10 protein-coding genes are annotated in these 14,680 nt (G+C 66.6%); 5 read left to right on the top strand and 5 right to left on the bottom strand.

Features of this window, described 5'->3' with window-relative positions; all coding sequences use genetic code 11:
• Positions 1-16 precede the first annotated feature (16 nt).
• Genes ACVWY1_RS08190 through ACVWY1_RS08180 form a run of 3 tightly spaced genes read right to left on the bottom strand, consistent with a single transcriptional unit; the run spans position 17 to position 6,133 of the window.
• Positions 17-3,691 carry a translocation/assembly module TamB domain-containing protein gene (locus tag ACVWY1_RS08190; RefSeq protein ID WP_457378098.1) on the bottom strand — a complete coding sequence of 1,225 codons (3,675 nt, stop codon included), beginning with the start codon at positions 3,689-3,691 and terminating at the stop codon, positions 17-19.
• Complete coding sequence (locus ACVWY1_RS08185) at positions 3,688-5,430, bottom strand: autotransporter assembly complex protein TamA (protein ID WP_102682349.1); 1,743 nt, start codon at positions 5,428-5,430, stop codon at positions 3,688-3,690. Before ACVWY1_RS08185 ends, ACVWY1_RS08190 begins: the two co-directional genes overlap by 4 nt.
• Before the next feature lie 52 nt (positions 5,431-5,482).
• Positions 5,483-6,133, bottom strand: a complete 651-nt coding sequence (locus ACVWY1_RS08180) for a GNAT family N-acetyltransferase (protein WP_102682350.1) — start codon at positions 6,131-6,133, stop codon at positions 5,483-5,485.
• 163 nt (positions 6,134-6,296) lie between these two features.
• Between ACVWY1_RS08180 and xthA the strand changes: the two genes are divergently transcribed.
• The 5 genes from xthA (at position 6,297) to ACVWY1_RS08155 (ending at position 13,719) form a co-directional block, all read left to right on the top strand.
• The gene (gene xthA / locus ACVWY1_RS08175) at positions 6,297-7,109 is read left to right on the top strand and encodes an exodeoxyribonuclease III (RefSeq protein WP_102682351.1); all 813 of its coding nucleotides are present in this window, start codon (positions 6,297-6,299) and stop codon (positions 7,107-7,109) included.
• Positions 7,110-7,246: 137 nt separating this feature from the next.
• A complete protein-coding gene (locus ACVWY1_RS08170; RefSeq protein WP_277503787.1) occupies positions 7,247-8,125 on the top strand; it encodes a formylglycine-generating enzyme family protein in 879 nt (292 codons plus the stop codon).
• A 119-nt stretch (positions 8,126-8,244) separates the two neighbouring features.
• The gene (locus ACVWY1_RS08165) at positions 8,245-9,909 is read left to right on the top strand and encodes a cyclic peptide export ABC transporter (protein WP_277503785.1); all 1,665 of its coding nucleotides are present in this window, start codon (positions 8,245-8,247) and stop codon (positions 9,907-9,909) included.
• Between the two features lie 227 nt (positions 9,910-10,136).
• Positions 10,137-12,581 carry a TonB-dependent siderophore receptor gene (locus ACVWY1_RS08160; RefSeq protein ID WP_198754546.1) on the top strand — a complete coding sequence of 815 codons (2,445 nt, stop codon included), beginning with the start codon at positions 10,137-10,139 and terminating at the stop codon, positions 12,579-12,581.
• A 130-nt stretch (positions 12,582-12,711) separates the two neighbouring features.
• Positions 12,712-13,719 (top strand): GlxA family transcriptional regulator, encoded by a 1,008-nt coding sequence (locus ACVWY1_RS08155; RefSeq protein WP_277503781.1) that lies wholly within the window; start codon positions 12,712-12,714, stop codon positions 13,717-13,719.
• A 103-nt stretch (positions 13,720-13,822) separates the two neighbouring features.
• Here ACVWY1_RS08155 and ACVWY1_RS08150 read toward each other — a convergent pair whose 3' ends face one another.
• On the bottom strand, positions 13,823-14,338 hold the full coding sequence (locus tag ACVWY1_RS08150) for a thioredoxin family protein (protein ID WP_431197023.1): 516 nt from the start codon (positions 14,336-14,338) through the stop codon (positions 13,823-13,825).
• A gap of 19 nt (positions 14,339-14,357) precedes the next feature.
• Positions 14,358-14,633 (bottom strand): DUF2790 domain-containing protein, encoded by a 276-nt coding sequence (locus tag ACVWY1_RS08145; RefSeq protein WP_139670899.1) that lies wholly within the window; start codon positions 14,631-14,633, stop codon positions 14,358-14,360.
• Positions 14,634-14,680: the final 47 nt, after the last annotated feature.

Raw genomic sequence — 14,680 nt, 5'->3', positions numbered from 1 at the left:
ACTTCGGCGGTCTGGATCAGAAATCGCGCTTGTAGAAGATATCCAGCGAGCTGGCCAGGCCGCTGGCGGCTTCCAGGTAGACCTTCTTGCTGAGCTTGTAGCGCAAGGCAATGGTATTGGCCGGCTCGAACACGCCCACGCCATAGCGCAGGCTCAGGCGCTCGGTGAGGTTGCCGCTGGCCACCACGCTGGTCTTGTTGCCCGTGCCCTGGGTGTCGAGCTGGAAGTCGTCGATGCCCAGGTTCGAGGCCAGGCCGCCAGTCAGACCGGCGCTGCCCATCAACCCCAGCCCCAGCGCCGCCTCGGCGAGCATGTTGCTGTCTTCGCCGGAGCTGTTCAGCGGGCGACCCAATACCAGGTAGGACAACGCCTGCTCCTGGCTCATCGCCGGCTCCGAGAACACCTTGGTGGTCGGCTGCTCGGCGCTGCCGCTCAGGCGAATGCCGGCGATCACGTCGTCGACCTTTCGGATCGCCTCGATGTCCAGGTATGGCTGGTCGATGGGCCCGGCGAACAGCAGCCGCGCGCGGCGAATGGTCAGGCTCTGCCCATACTGCCGATAGCGTCCGTCGGCCAGGCTCAGCTCGCCACGGGTGTCGAGGTTGTCGCCGATATGCACGTGGCCCAGCAGGTTGGCGGTCAGGCCAAAGCCCTTGAACGACAGTTTTTCGCTGCCGACATCGACATCGATGTCCATCGCCACCGCCATCGGCGGCTTGCCCTGTTCGGTCTGGTGGCCCACGATCACCGTATCGTCCGAGACCTTGACCGTCGACGGCGGCAGCTCGCGCACGGTGATCTTGCCCTTGGGCACCTGCACCTTGCCGGTCACCGCCAGTTTGTCGTCCACCAGGCGAATGTTCAGGTCGGGCGCCACTTCCAGCGCCGCGTAGGGCTCGACGCTGACCGGCAGTTGCTGGCCTTGCAGGCGCAGGTCCATGCCCAGCGCCTGGCCCCAGGTCATATGCCCGGTCAGCTGCCCACGCCCTGCTGCGCCACTGCGCCAGTTGCCGTTCAGTTGCACCTGTTCACCGGCGATCAGCGCCTGCAGCGACAGGTCCTCCAGGCTCACCGGCAACTCCGCGCCGCTGACCTCGCCACCGCTCAAGGCCAGGCTGCCATTGACCTGTGGCGCAATCAGGCTGCCGGACAGACGCCCGCTGCCGTTGAGCTGGCCGGCCAGGCGCTCGACCATCGGCAGGAACGGCCGGATGACGGACAGCTCAAGCCCGGCCAGGCGGAAATCACCGGACAACGGCTTGTTGCGGCCCAGCGGATCAAGGCGGGTGTTCACATTCAGCTCACCCAGGCGCTCGCCCCGGAAGTCCAGGCGGGTGTCGACCCGGCGTGGCGCCAGGGTGCTGTCCAGGCGCAGCACCTGATAGGGGAAGTCGACCCAGCGGTCCTTGTCGCGTACCCGCAGGGTGCCGCCGCCGGCATCGACGCGGATGCTGCCCTTGGGGCCGCTGGCCGGGATGTCGAGGTTGATGTCGGCGTTGAGCAGGCCCTGCCAGGCGAAGTCCTTGGGCAGCCACTGCGCCAGGCTGTCCAGCGGGAACTGCTTGAGGTGGTAGCGCAGGCGCGGCTCCGGCGCCAGGCGCTGGTCCTCGCCGCACAGGCTGGCCTGGCCGGAACGCCAGCAATGGGCGCCGAAATCGAGCTGACCGCTGGCCAGGCGCTGCAGGCGCGCCGGGGCCTGCAACTGCCAGTCTTGGCCGCCGGCCTGGATCCGCCCGCTGGCCAGGCGACCACGCCAGTCACCCTTGGCCAAGGCGCCATCCAGCGCCAGGTCGAGCTTGAGTTGCGGGCCGTCGAGGGCCAGGGTGGCAGCCTGCTGGCGAAGATCGCCCTTGCCTTGCACATCAAGACTGCCCAGGGCGGTATCACCCACCCGGATACCGCCGGCCTTGAGCGTCACCTGGCCACGCTGGGCATTGTCCAGCCGGGCATCCAGGTCCAGTCGCTGCACACGGTTGTCGGCCTGGCCCAGCTGTTGCCCCTGCAGGGTCAGGGTGCCTTGCGGCGCGGCCAGGGTGCCGGCCAGGTCCAGACGGCCCTTGGCCTGCCCTTGCAGCTGTGGCCAGAGCTGGCCCAGGCGCGGCAGGTCGAGGTCGATGCGCCCGGCCAGGCGCTGCTGCACGCTGGCGCTGCCATTGATGCGGTTGTCGCCCAACTGCACCGCCAGGCTGCCCAGGGTCCAACGCTCGCCCGCGCCTTCGGCGTCGACCTTGACCAGCGCCGGCTGGCCGCGCAGGCGCCCTTTGAGGTCCAACTGAGCCTTGAGCGTCAGTTGCTCGTGCTTCAATTCGCCCTGGCTGCGCAGCGGGCCGGCCAGGGTGCCGGGCAGCTCCGCCAGCCAGTAGGCCGGGTCCAGGGCCGACAGTTGCAGGTCGACATTCCAGGCCAGGGTGTCGGCGAAACGCACGCCGACACTGCCGACGGCCTTGCCCTGCCCGGCGTTGAGCACCAGCTGTGGCAGGCGTACCTGGCCCAGGTCGCCGTCGAACGGGCTGGCCAGGCTGAAGGCGCCGGCCGGGCCATCCAGGTCGCCGTTGAACACCCCCTTGTAGCTGCCGTCGCGGTACTGCACCTGGGCGTTGAAGCGCTTGAGCGTGACCTGGGGCGCCGTCTCCAGCGGGTACAGGCGCAACCAGGGGAAGTCCAGCCAGTCGAGGCTGGCATCGGCGCTCAGGCCTTGCTGCCAGTCGGCGCTGGCCTGCAGCTTGAGGCGCTGCTGGTCGCTGGCGTTCAGATCCAAGGCATCGAGCCGGGCACCCTTGGCATCGACCTTGCCGGCCAGCACCAGGCCGATCGGCCCTTGCTCGGCGGGCAGCGTGGCCGAGCCGGACAGTTGATACCCCTTGAGCAAGTCACCCTGGGCATCGAGCCGCAGCTGGTCGAGTTGCAGGGTGTCGGGCAGCTCGGCGGCGGGTTTGAAGCTGTCCGCGCGAATGCTCAGGTGGGCCGGCAGGTGCTCGGCCAGGGCCTGGAGCTCACCGCTCAGCCGTGCGTCCAGGTAGCCACTGCTGGTGGCATCGACGGCAAGGGACTTCTGCAACTCGCCCTTGGCGCTCAACGCCAGTTGCCAAGGCTTGCCATCGACCGCGGGCAGTTGCAGCGTACCTTGCAACTGCAGCGGCCAGTCGCCTTGGGGCGTAAGGTCGCCCTGCACGTCCAGGCGCAGGTCGTCGCGGCGCAGTTGCAGGCTGTCCACGCGCAGGCCGCTCGCAGTCCAGTGCGCGGCCAGGCTGAGGTCACCCAGCAGATCGCTGCCATCCAGGCGCAGCTGGCCTACCTTGACCTCGCCCAGCTCGATGGCCAACGGCAGATTCAGCGTCGGCAGTTGCAGCGGGCCGCTATCGGGCTTGTCCTCGCCCGGGGCGAAGGCCATATCGATACGCTCGGCCTGCAGACGCTCGACGCACAAGGTGGCGCGCAGCAGGCAGGCTGGCGACCAGTCCAGTTGCGGGGCCTGCACCTCGACACGGTCTTCGCCCGCCGTCCAGCGCAGTTGGCTGGCCTGCCAACTGCCGCCGAGGCGTCCGGAAAAATCGCTGACTTGCAGCCCCGGCACCAGGCCCAGCACCCAGCGGCTGCCGCCCTGGGTACCCAGCACCAGGCCCAGCGCCAGGACGATCAGCAACAGCAGGCCCAGCAGTGCCAGCAGGATGGGTTTGACTACACGCGTCACAGCTCAGGTCCCATGGAGAAGTGCAAACGAAAACCACCGTCGTCATCCAGGGCGCGGGCCAGGTCCAGGCGCAGCGGCCCCACCGGCGACACCCAGCGCACGCCGATGCCGACGCCGGTCTTGAGGCTGGGCAGTTCCAGCGAATTGAACGAATTGCCCTGGTCGATGAAGGTCGCCAGGCGCCATTTCTCGGCAATCGAGTACTGGTACTCGGCGCTGCCGGCCACCAGGTAACGGCCACCGATGCGGTCGCCCTGGTTGTTCTTCGGCGACAGCGACTGGTAGTCGTAACCACGTACGCTCTGGTCACCACCGGCGAAGAAGCGTAGTGACGGCGGGATGTTCTGCTGGTAGCCATTGGTGGCACTGCCGCCGAACTGCACGCGGCCAAGGAAGCGATGGTTCTGGCCCAGGGTGGTCAGGCCCTTGAGCAGCACGTTGCCGTGGATCAGGTTGGTGTCCGAACCCAGGCCTTCCTTGGCCGCTTGCAGGTCGAACTGCAGGCGGTAGCCATTGTGCGGGTCGATACGGTTGTCGCTGCGCAGGTAGGAAAAACTGACGCCCGGCATCAGCAGGTTGCTCAGCCCCGAGTCGTCGCCCAGGCGATACTCCTCGCGCTGGTACTTGAGTGAAATCACCCGCTGCCAGCCGCTGGGCAGCTTGCTGTGCCACTCCGGGCCGACGGTGAGCAGTTTGCTCAAGGTATCGGTGCCGGAAATCTCCTCGTTCTGGTAGCCGCCGGCGAAGCGCAGCTTGTCGGTGAGCGGCGGGTCCAGCGGAACGTCGTACCACAAGCCGACGTTCTGCCGGGGCGCCGACAGCTCGGTTTCCCAGCCGTAGCTGTGCCCTTGCGGGTTGACCCAGTGGCGGGTCCAGTTGGCCTTGCCGCGCGGGCCGACGTCGGTGGAGAAACCCAGGCCCAGGCCGAGGGTGCGTGGCTTGCGGGTGTCGAGGTGGACGTCCACCGGAATGTCCTCGCCGACTGCGGCGGTGGGCGCGGCGTCCACGCGCACGCTGTCGAAGTACCCGCTGGACTGCAGGTCGTTGTTGAGTTCGGCGATCAGTTCCGAGTCGTACGGGGTGCCGGGCTTGAACCCCACCATGCGCTGCAGCAGGTCGTTGTCCAGCGGCGCATCGCCACCGAAGCTCACCGCGCCAAGGCGGTAGCGCGGGCCGCTCTGGTAGACCAGTTCGATGTCGGCCACACCGGCCTGCGGATCGACCGCCAGGCGCTGGCGCTCGAAGCGCCCGGCGAAGAAGCCGTAGCGTGAGGCCTGGTTCTGGATCAGCCGCTTGGCGTCCTCGTAGGTGCCATGGTTGAGCTGCTCGCCCGGACGCAGCGCCTTGCTGTCGGGAATACGGAACACCCTGAGCTCGCTGGCCGGCCCTTCGATACGCACGGTCACGTTGCGCAGGCGAATCGGTTCGCCGGGCTCGACTTGGATGATCAGTTGCGGTGGCTTGTCTTTTTCGGCCGGTGCCTTGACCTCGGTCTCGACCCGCGCCTGGTAATAGCCCAGGGCCTGGGCCGCCTTGCGCGCCTGCTCCTCGGCGCCCCGGCTGAAGCGCAGCAAGGCCTCTTCGTCGCGATCACCCAGGCTGCCGATATACCCTTCGATATTGGACTTGAGCGCCTTGTTGGCGGGTTTGACCCGCACCAGCAATTCGCTCTGCGCCCATGCCATGGAGCTGGCGGCCAGCAACAGCAGGCCCCAGCCAAGTCTTCCTGAATACGTCATGCGCGGCATGCTACCAGAGCGCAACGGCCAAGGGGCTTTCAGAAAACGCCTGTCACAGGTTCGCTACCCTCGACGAGCGCGGGTTGGGATGGAAGAACACCCGCTCACGGATCGGCCCCACGGCGATCTCGCCGATCTCTTCATAACCCTGGCGCTGGTAGAACGCCAGGTAGTGCGCATTGCCGGTGTCCAGCACCACGCCCTCGGTACCGGCGTCCTCGGCGCACCAGTCATGCACGGCCTGCAGCAGTTGCTCGCCGTAGTGCTGGCCCTGGAACTGCGGATGCACGCCCAACAGCGGCAGCACATGCACCTTGTCCCCCGGCAGGCAACCGGCCAGCGCGGCCTGGTAATCCAGGTAGCGGCGGGTGCAGCGCAGGCCGGTGCCGAGGATCATGCGCAGGCGCCAGGCCCAACTGTCGGCCACGCCGAGCCGGCGTTGCGGCGGCACGATCAGCGCCAGACCGATCAGGCGATCCTCCAGCAACAGGCCGATCGCCGGCAATTGCAGATAAAAGTGCTGGCGCACCCACTCGCGCACCATCACCCGCAGGCGGCGCTCGTACCCGGGGCGCTGGGCCTCGAACAGCCAGGCGAAGGTCGGTTCGTGGCGGTAGGCATGGTAGAGCAGCGAACGCGCCTCGCGGGCGTAGCCGGCGTCGAGCAGGCAGATCCGGGCCGGGGCGGCGATGTCGTCGGGCATTGCGGGCAGTCCTCCTGGAATGGGCGTACAGGGCCTTGGAGCCAGATTCCGGCGCTGGGTTCACCTCCTCCAGCACGTTAGCAGCGCCCGCAGCGCGGCGCCATGCTGGCCGTGGCCGGCGATGTCGGCTAGCATCCGTGGCTTTTACCAGGATCGTCTTTCCATGAAGATCGTCTCGTTCAACATCAACGGCCTGCGCGCCCGCCCGCACCAGCTGGCGGCGCTGATCGACAAACACCAGCCGGACGTGATCGGCCTGCAGGAAACCAAGGTCAGCGACGATCAGTTCCCGTTGGCCGACGTCGAGGCACTCGGCTACCACGTGCACTACCACGGCCAGAAGGGCCACTATGGCGTCGCCCTGCTCTCGCGGGAAAAACCGCTGTCACTGTCCAAGGGCTTCGCCAGTGACGAGGAGGACGCCCAGCGCCGCTTCATCTGGGGCACCTTCGCCGATGCCGACGGCACGCCGATCACCATCATGAACGGCTACTTCCCCCAAGGTGAAAGCCGCGACCACCCCACCAAGTTCCCGGCCAAGCAGCGCTTCTACAGCGACCTGCAGGCCCTGCTCGAAGGGCAGTTCAAGAATGACCAGCCTGTGGTGGTGATGGGCGACCTGAACATTTCGCCCCAGGACTGCGATATCGGCATCGGCCCGGACAACGCCAAGCGCTGGCTTAAGACCGGCAAGTGCAGCTTCCTGCCCGAAGAGCGCGAGTGGATGGAGCGTCTCAAGGGCTGGGGCCTGGTCGACAGCTTCCGCCACCTGTACCCGGACGTGGCCGACCGCTTCAGCTGGTTCGACTACCGCAGCCGCGGTTTCGAGGACGAGCCCAAGCGCGGCCTGCGCATCGACCTGATCATGGCCTCCCATGGGCTGCTGCCGCGAGTCAGGGCCGCCGGGGTCGACTATGAGCTGCGGGGGATGGAAAAGCCTTCGGACCATGCGCCGATCTGGCTTGAGTTGGGCTGATTGCGTACGGGCTGCGCGATTACAGGCGCAGCCCTACCACACCTGGATACAAATCCCCCTTAAACATCGCCTCGTTCAGTTCGTCCAACAGCACGAACTCCCGCTGTCTGCCCAGCAACCCTGAACAAGGCTTCCCCATGACCGCACCCCTGAACCGCCTCACCCTGGCCGCCCTGCTGGTCGCCTGCAGCCTGCCGGCCCTGGCCGCGGCGCCCGCGCACAAACCTGGCAGCGTGTTCCGCGACTGCGCCAAGACCTGCCCGGAAATGGTGGTGCTGCCCGCCGGCAGCTTCATGATGGGCACCCCGGATGACGAAAAAGGCCGCCAGGACGACGAAGGCCCGCTGCACCAGGTCACGTTCAACAAAGCCTTTGCCGTCAGCCAGTACCAGATCACCAACGGGGAGTGGAAGGCCTACCTCAAGGCCACCGGCTACAAGGTCCCCAACGGCGATACCCGCCCGGGCCGCGAGTGCATCGCCGGCGTGCCGCGCTACCAGCAAGGCGACCGCCAGCCCGCCGTGTGCCTGAACTTCCACGAAGCCGAGGCCTATGCCGCTTGGCTGTCGAAGAAGACCGGCAAGGTCTACAAGGTGCTCAGCGAATCCCAGCGTGAGTACGCCGTGCGCGGCGGCAGCACCGGGCCGTTCCCCTTCCCGCTCGATGACAACGACGAGCAGAAGTACCAGATTTCCAAGCACGCCAACACCTACGGCCCTACCGACGGGTTCTCCTTCACCTCGCCGGTCGGCAGCTTCCCGCCCAATGCCTTCGGCATCTATGACGGCCACGGCAACGTCTACGAATGGACCCGCGACTGCTACGTCGACAGCTACGCCAGCGCCCCCACCGACGGCAGCCCGCAGACCAACAGCAGCGAATGCGAGGATCGCCGGGTGATCCGCGGCAACGACTACACCGAGGCGCCGATCTTCTCGCGCTCGGGCAACCGCAACGAGCGCAGCTCCACCCTGCGCGGCGACTGGATCGGTTTCCGCGTCGCCCGCGAGCTGTAAGCCCTGCCCCGCCCCGGCGCCCTCGGCGCCGGGCGACTAAATCCGCGCAAAACCCTCTCGTCTACCAAGATCAGGACCTGCTCCTGCCCGGCGCCAACGAATACTCACGAGATGCCCCCATGACGCTCAAGACACCCAGCCTCGCCCAGGAAACCCTGCGCATACTCAAGCCGTTCTGGATGCTGGTCGCGCTTTCGGCGGCCCTTGGCGTGGTCAGCGGCCTGAGCGTCACCGCCCTGCTGGCCACCATCAACAGCGCAATGAATGCCGCCGGCGGGCCGGACACCCATACCGCCCTGCTGTTCGGCGGCCTGTGCGTGCTGACCCTGGCCTGCTCCACCGGTTCGAACCTGCTGACCAACTACGTGGGCCAGAAGGTGGTGGCGCGGCTGCGCCGCGAATTGTCCGCCAAGGTGCTGGTGGCGCCGATCGCGCAACTGGAGCGCTACCGTGCCCACCGCCTGATCCCGGTGCTGCTCAACGATGTCAGTACCATCAGCGCCTTCGCCCTGTCCGTGGCGCCGATGGTCATCGCCTTCACCGTCACCCTCGGCTGCCTGGCCTACCTGGCGCTGTTGTCCTGGCAGATCCTGCTGATCACCGCCCTGACCGTGGTGATCGGCACGGGCGCGCAGTTCCTCGCCCACCGCTTCGGCATGAAGAACATCCTCACCGCCCGCAACGGCGAGGACGAGCTGCAGAAGCACTACCAGGCCCTCTCCGGCGGCGCCAAGGAACTGCGCATCCAGCGCAAGCGCCGCCAGCACATGCATGACCAGCTGATCCACGACGCCACCGAGCGCATCTGCAAGGCCAACATCCGCGCGGCGAACATCTTCGTCAGCGCCGAGACCTTCGGCTCGATGCTGTTCTTCGCCGTCATCGGCGTGGCCATCGCCTTCCAGGCGCTGTGGCCGAGCACCGAGCGCACCGTGCTCGGCGGCTTCGTACTGGTGATGCTGTACATGAAGGGGCCGTTGGAGCAATTGATCACCAACCTGCCGAGCATCAGCCGCGCGCAGATCGCCCTGCGTCGTATCGCCGAGCTGTCGGCGCGCTTCTCGTCGCCCGAGCCGCACCTGCTGGTGAGCGATCGTGCCCCGGCCGTGTCCAGCGTCGAGTCGATCGAGCTGCGCCAACTGCGCTACGACTACCCGCAGGTCGAGGGCAGCCAGCCGTTCCACCTGGGGCCGGTGAACCTGAGCATCCGCCAGGGCGACATCGTCTTCATCGTCGGCGAGAACGGCTGCGGCAAGACCACCCTGATCAAGCTGCTGCTGGGCCTGTACAGCCCGCAACAGGGCGAAGTGCGCCTCAATGGCGAAACGGTCACCCCGCAGCGCCTGGACGACTACCGCCAGCTGTTCACCACTATCTTCGCCGACTACTACCTGTTCGACGAGCCGCTGCCCGGCCAGGCCGAGCTGCCGCCCGAGGCCGGCAAGTACCTCGAGCGCCTGGATATCGCCCACAAGGTGAGCATCCGCGACGGCAGCTTCACCACCACCGACCTGTCCACCGGCCAGCGCAAGCGCCTGGCGCTGATCAATGCCTGGCTCGACCAGCGCCCGGTGCTGGTGTTCGATGAATGGGCCGCCGACCAGGACCCGGCCTTCCGCCGCGTGTTCTACACCGAGCTGTTGCCGGAACTGAAACAGCAGGGCAAGACCATCATCGTCATCTCCCACGACGACCGCTACTTCCCAGTGGCCGACCAACTGGTGCGCATGCACGGCGGCCAGATCGTCGTCGAGCGCAACCAGGAACCCGCCCTGCCCGCCTGACCCCGCCTTACGGGCGGTGGTCCTCGCCACCGCCCGCACGTTGTAAATTCCCCGCCGCTCCGCTCGTTCCCCTATAGCCGCACGCTGAATCACCCCTGCCTACAGGGAAGTCACAGGTCAGGCCCCTGCCAACCGAAAATATTTTTCCGGTTTTGGCATGCGCATGCGTCCTACTCGCAACGGAATAATTTTCATTTACTTTGCGTACCTTGAGCCAGAGCATAAAAATGCCACTACCAGCCAACACACTGACCCCCTTGAGCAAGGCGCTGATGCTGCGCCGGATGCTGCGTTCCTCGCCGGCCATGGCCACCCTCGGCCTCGCCCTGTCCCTGCCGCTCGCCGCCCAGGTGCAAGCCCAGGAGCAGGACTTCGACATCCCTGCACAATCGCTGAGCAGCGCGCTGCAAGAGCTGGGCCGCCAGGGCAATCTGCAGGTGCTGTTCAGCCCGGAAACCGTACAGGGCCTGCGCAGCAGCCCGGTCAAGGGCCGCTTCTCGCCAACCCAGGCAGCTGGGGAGCTGCTGAAGAACAGCGGGATTCGCTACAGCGTGCAGGACAACACCCTGATCATCAGCGGCGCGGCTGAATCCGGCTCGGCCATGACCCTGGACGCCACCACCATCAATGGCCAGGTGCTGGGTGCCACCACCGAAGGAAGCAACTCCTACACCACCGGCGCGGTGACCATCGGCAAGACCGCGCAATCGCTGCGCGAGACCCCACAGTCGGTCACCGTGGTCACGCGCAAGCTGATGGACGACAAGAACCTGGTCTCGCTGGACCAGGTGATGGCCCAGACCACCGGTATCACCCGCGCCAACCGCGGCTATGGCAACCACCACTTCAGCTCCCGTGGCTTCGACCTCACCGACGAAAGCTACATGGTCGACGGCGTGCCCGGCCAGGCCTACGCCTACACCGGCTGGATGACCCCGGACATGGCGATCTTCGACCGCGTCGAAGTGCTGCGCGGCGCCTCCGGCCTGCTGGTGGGCGCGGGCAACCCGGGCGGCGCGGTGAACCTGGTGCGCAAGCGCCCGACCGCCGACCCGCGTTTTTCCGTCATCACCCGCGCCGGCTCCTGGGACAACTACCGCCTGGACCTGGATGCCAGCGGCCGCCTCAACCCCCAGGGCACCCTGCGCGGACGCATGGTCGCCTCCTATGAGGACCGTGGCTACTTCACCGATGTCACCAAGTCCAAGCGGCCGCTGCTGTACGGTATCGTCGAGGCCGACCTCAACGATGCCACCACCGTCGCTGTCGGACTGCGCCGCCAGACCTCGCGCATCGACGGCTACAGCGTGCTGGGTATCCCCAACAACCCCGACGGCAGCAACCCGCACCTGAAGCGCTCGACCTACCTCGGGCAGGACTGGACCAAGTTGCAGACCAACATGGACGAGGTGTTCGCCGACCTCACCCATCGATTCAACGACAACTGGACCGGCAAGCTGGCGCTGTCTCACTCCGAAGGCGGTTACAACCGCAGCGCCATCGAGTGGGGCGTGAATGACACGCTGGAGTACGGCGCCCCAGGTGGTCCAGTGGTCAAGGACGTCAGCTATCACAAGTTCGATGTCACCTCCAACGCCGTCGACGGCCACTTGGATGGCACCTTCGAAGCGTTTGGCCTGACTCACCAGCTCACCCTGGGTGCCAACTGGTCCAAGCGCAAGATGAACGACAAGGACGCCACGGAGTTCTTGCCCACCCCTATTCCTCTCGATGTGTTTGATCCCAGCCACAGCAATATTCCTGAGCTGGCGCGCCAGGGATGGGACTCCAAGAACGACACCATCGACACCCGCTACGGCACCTACCTGAGCGCCCGCCTGCACGCCACCGAAGACCTGAGCTTCGTCCTCGGTGGTCGCCTGAGCTGGTACAAGAACGAAGCCTGGAACGGTCCGAAGGTGACCACCAGCCGGCAGGACGAGGAATTCACACCCTTCGTCGGTGCGATCTACGACCTGAACGACCAGTGGTCCTGGTACGCCAGCTACGCCGACATCTTCCTGCCGCAGTCCAACTACCGCACCGTCAGCGGCAGCGTGCTCGACCCGTCGATCGGTTCGAACTACGAGACCGGGATCAAGGGCGAGCTGTTCGACAAACGCCTGAACGTGTCCTTCGCAGTCTTCTACATCGAGCAGGAAGACGTGGCCCAACAGGACGCCGCCAACCGTGGCAAGTGCCCGACCGATCCGGCCGGCCGCTGCTGGGTCAACGGCGACGGCATCAACCGCAGCAAGGGCTTCGAAGCCGAGGCCACCGGCGAACTGCTGCCGGGCCTGCAAGTGGCGGCTGGCTACACCTACAACACCACCAGCTCGTCCGAAGGCGGCCCGATCTCGGCGCAGACCCCGAAACACATGGTGCGCGTGAACACCAACTACACCTTCCCGGGCGAGTGGAACCGCCTGAGCGTCGGTGGTGGCGTTTCGGCGCAGAACTCCTACGTCGATGCCTACAACGAGGCGTACAACAGCGGCCGGGCGATCTTCGACGCGCGTGCCGCCTACAAGCTCGACGAGCACTGGACCGTGGGCGTGGACGTCGAGAACCTGTTCGACCGCAAGTACTTCGACTCGATGGGCTACTGGACCCGCGGCACCACCTACGGTACTCCGCGTAGCTACATGTTCACCCTGCGCGGCGACTTCTAACCCCCGCGCGGCAGAGACCGGCGCCCTCTCTCAAGAGGGCGCTGTGTTTTCAGCGGCATCCAACGCCCTGTTGTCTTTCCCCCCGCCCCACCGCACACTCGACCCCGCCAGCCAGGAAGCGGAGTCCGCAGTGCCCACGCCACGCCAATTCAGCAAGAAGACCAGCACCAGCAACATGCTGCGGCTCAAGTCCGGCGATGCCGGCGACCAGCGCCCCTATCGCGTCGACTTCGTCCTGCTCGAACACTTCTCCATGGCCAGTTTCACCGTGGCGATGGACGTGCTGGTCACCGCCAACCTGCTGCGCGCCGACAGTTTCACCTCCACCCCGCTGTCACTGGGCGGCGATCGCGTGCTCAGCGACCTGGGCCTGGAACTGATCGCCAGCCCGCTCGACCCCCGCAGCCTGCACGACCTCGACCTGTTGGTGGTGTGCGGCGGCCTGCGCACGCCATTGAAGTACCCCGACCTCGACCGCCTGCTGGGTGACTGCGCCAGCCACGGCATGACCCTCGGCGGGCTGTGGAACGGCGCCTGGTTCCTCGGCCGCGCCGGGGTGCTCGACGACTACGGCTGCAGCGTGCACCCCGAGCAGCGCGCCAGCCTGGCCGAGATCAGTCCGCAGACGCGCATCACCCCGGCCAGCTTCACCCTGGACCGCGACCGCCTGAGCGCCGCCAGCCCCAATGGCGCCATGGAGCTGATGCTCGGCCTGGTACGGCGTCTGTACGGCGATGCCCTGGCCGAAGGCGTGGAAGAGATCCTGTCGTTCTCCGGCGCGCGCTATCGCCAGGTCGGGCCCGGGGCGAAGAAATCCATGAGCCTGCACCTGCGCACCATCGTCGAACTGATGGAGAACAACCTCGAGGAAACCCTGAGCCTCGACCAGCTGGCCGCCTACTCCGGTCGCTCGCGGCGGCAGATCGACCGTTTGTTCCAGGCCCAGCTGGGTACCTCGCCCAGGCGCTACTACATGGAACTGCGCATCACCAAGAGCCGGCGGCTATTGCAGTATTCGGACCTGTCGGTGATGGAGGTGGCGGTGGCCTGCGGCTTTGTTTCGGTATCGCATTTCAGCAAGTGCTATGCGGCGTACTTCGGCTATCCGCCGTCGCGGGAGCAGCGGCTCGGCGAATGATGCTGCCTGGGCGGGCCCTATCGCGGGGCAAGCTCGCGCAGGTTGCTAGACGGCGGTCGTGGGAGCGGGCTTGCCCCGCGATAGGGCCGGAACGGACAACGGATCAGCCCTGCTCATCGAGCAATGCCTGGATCACCCGCTCCTGCCCCGCATAATCGCCTTCGCCAAAGTGCACATGGCGCACCTGCCCCTTGCGGTCGACGAAGTAGTGCGCCGGCCAGAACTGGTTGCCCCAGGCGTTCCAGATCCGGTAGCCGTTATCCACCGCCACCGGATAGGCGATGCCCAGTTGCTGCACCTGCGCCCGAACACTGTCGATGTCATGCTCGTAGTCGTACTCCGGCGTGTGCACCCCGACCACCACCAGCCCCTGCGCGCTGTAGCGCCGCGCCCAGTCGTTGACATGCGGCAGGCTGCGTCGGCAGTTGATGCAGTCATAGGTCCAGAAATCCACCAGCACCACCTTGCCCTCGAGGGCCGGGCCGTCCAGCGGCGGCGAGTTGAGCCACTGCTCGGCCCCGGCCAGCGAAGGCATGGGGCCATAGCTGTCGCGGGCCAGCAGGTGGCCGGCCAGGCCCAGCCCGAGCAGGGCCAGGGCCACGCCGCCGGCCTTGAGCAGGCGGCGCTTGCCGCGCGCCTCAGTTGTCATGGCAGCCACTGGTGGCGTAGGAGCGGTACTCGACGCTCTGCGGCTTGCCCTGGGAGTCGAGGTAGTCCATGCGGGTGTTGACCACGCCGCAGGTGTCACTGCGGTCATCCTTCACTGACAGCACCTTCTTCACATCCAGCTTGTCGCCGTAGCGGTACTGCATCACGCTGGCCTCGTTGAGCGAGGTGCTGCTGGCCTGGGCGGTGATGGCGCCGAGACCGAGGGCGGCGAACAGGGCGGCGCTGGCGAGGGTCTTGATAGTCATGGTGGTTCTCCTGATGCGAGGTCTTGGCATTGGGGAGGCGTCGCTCC

The organism is Pseudomonas sp. TE6288 (assembly GCF_054062095.1).
This window is presented reverse-complemented; position numbering and strand designations above follow the sequence as displayed.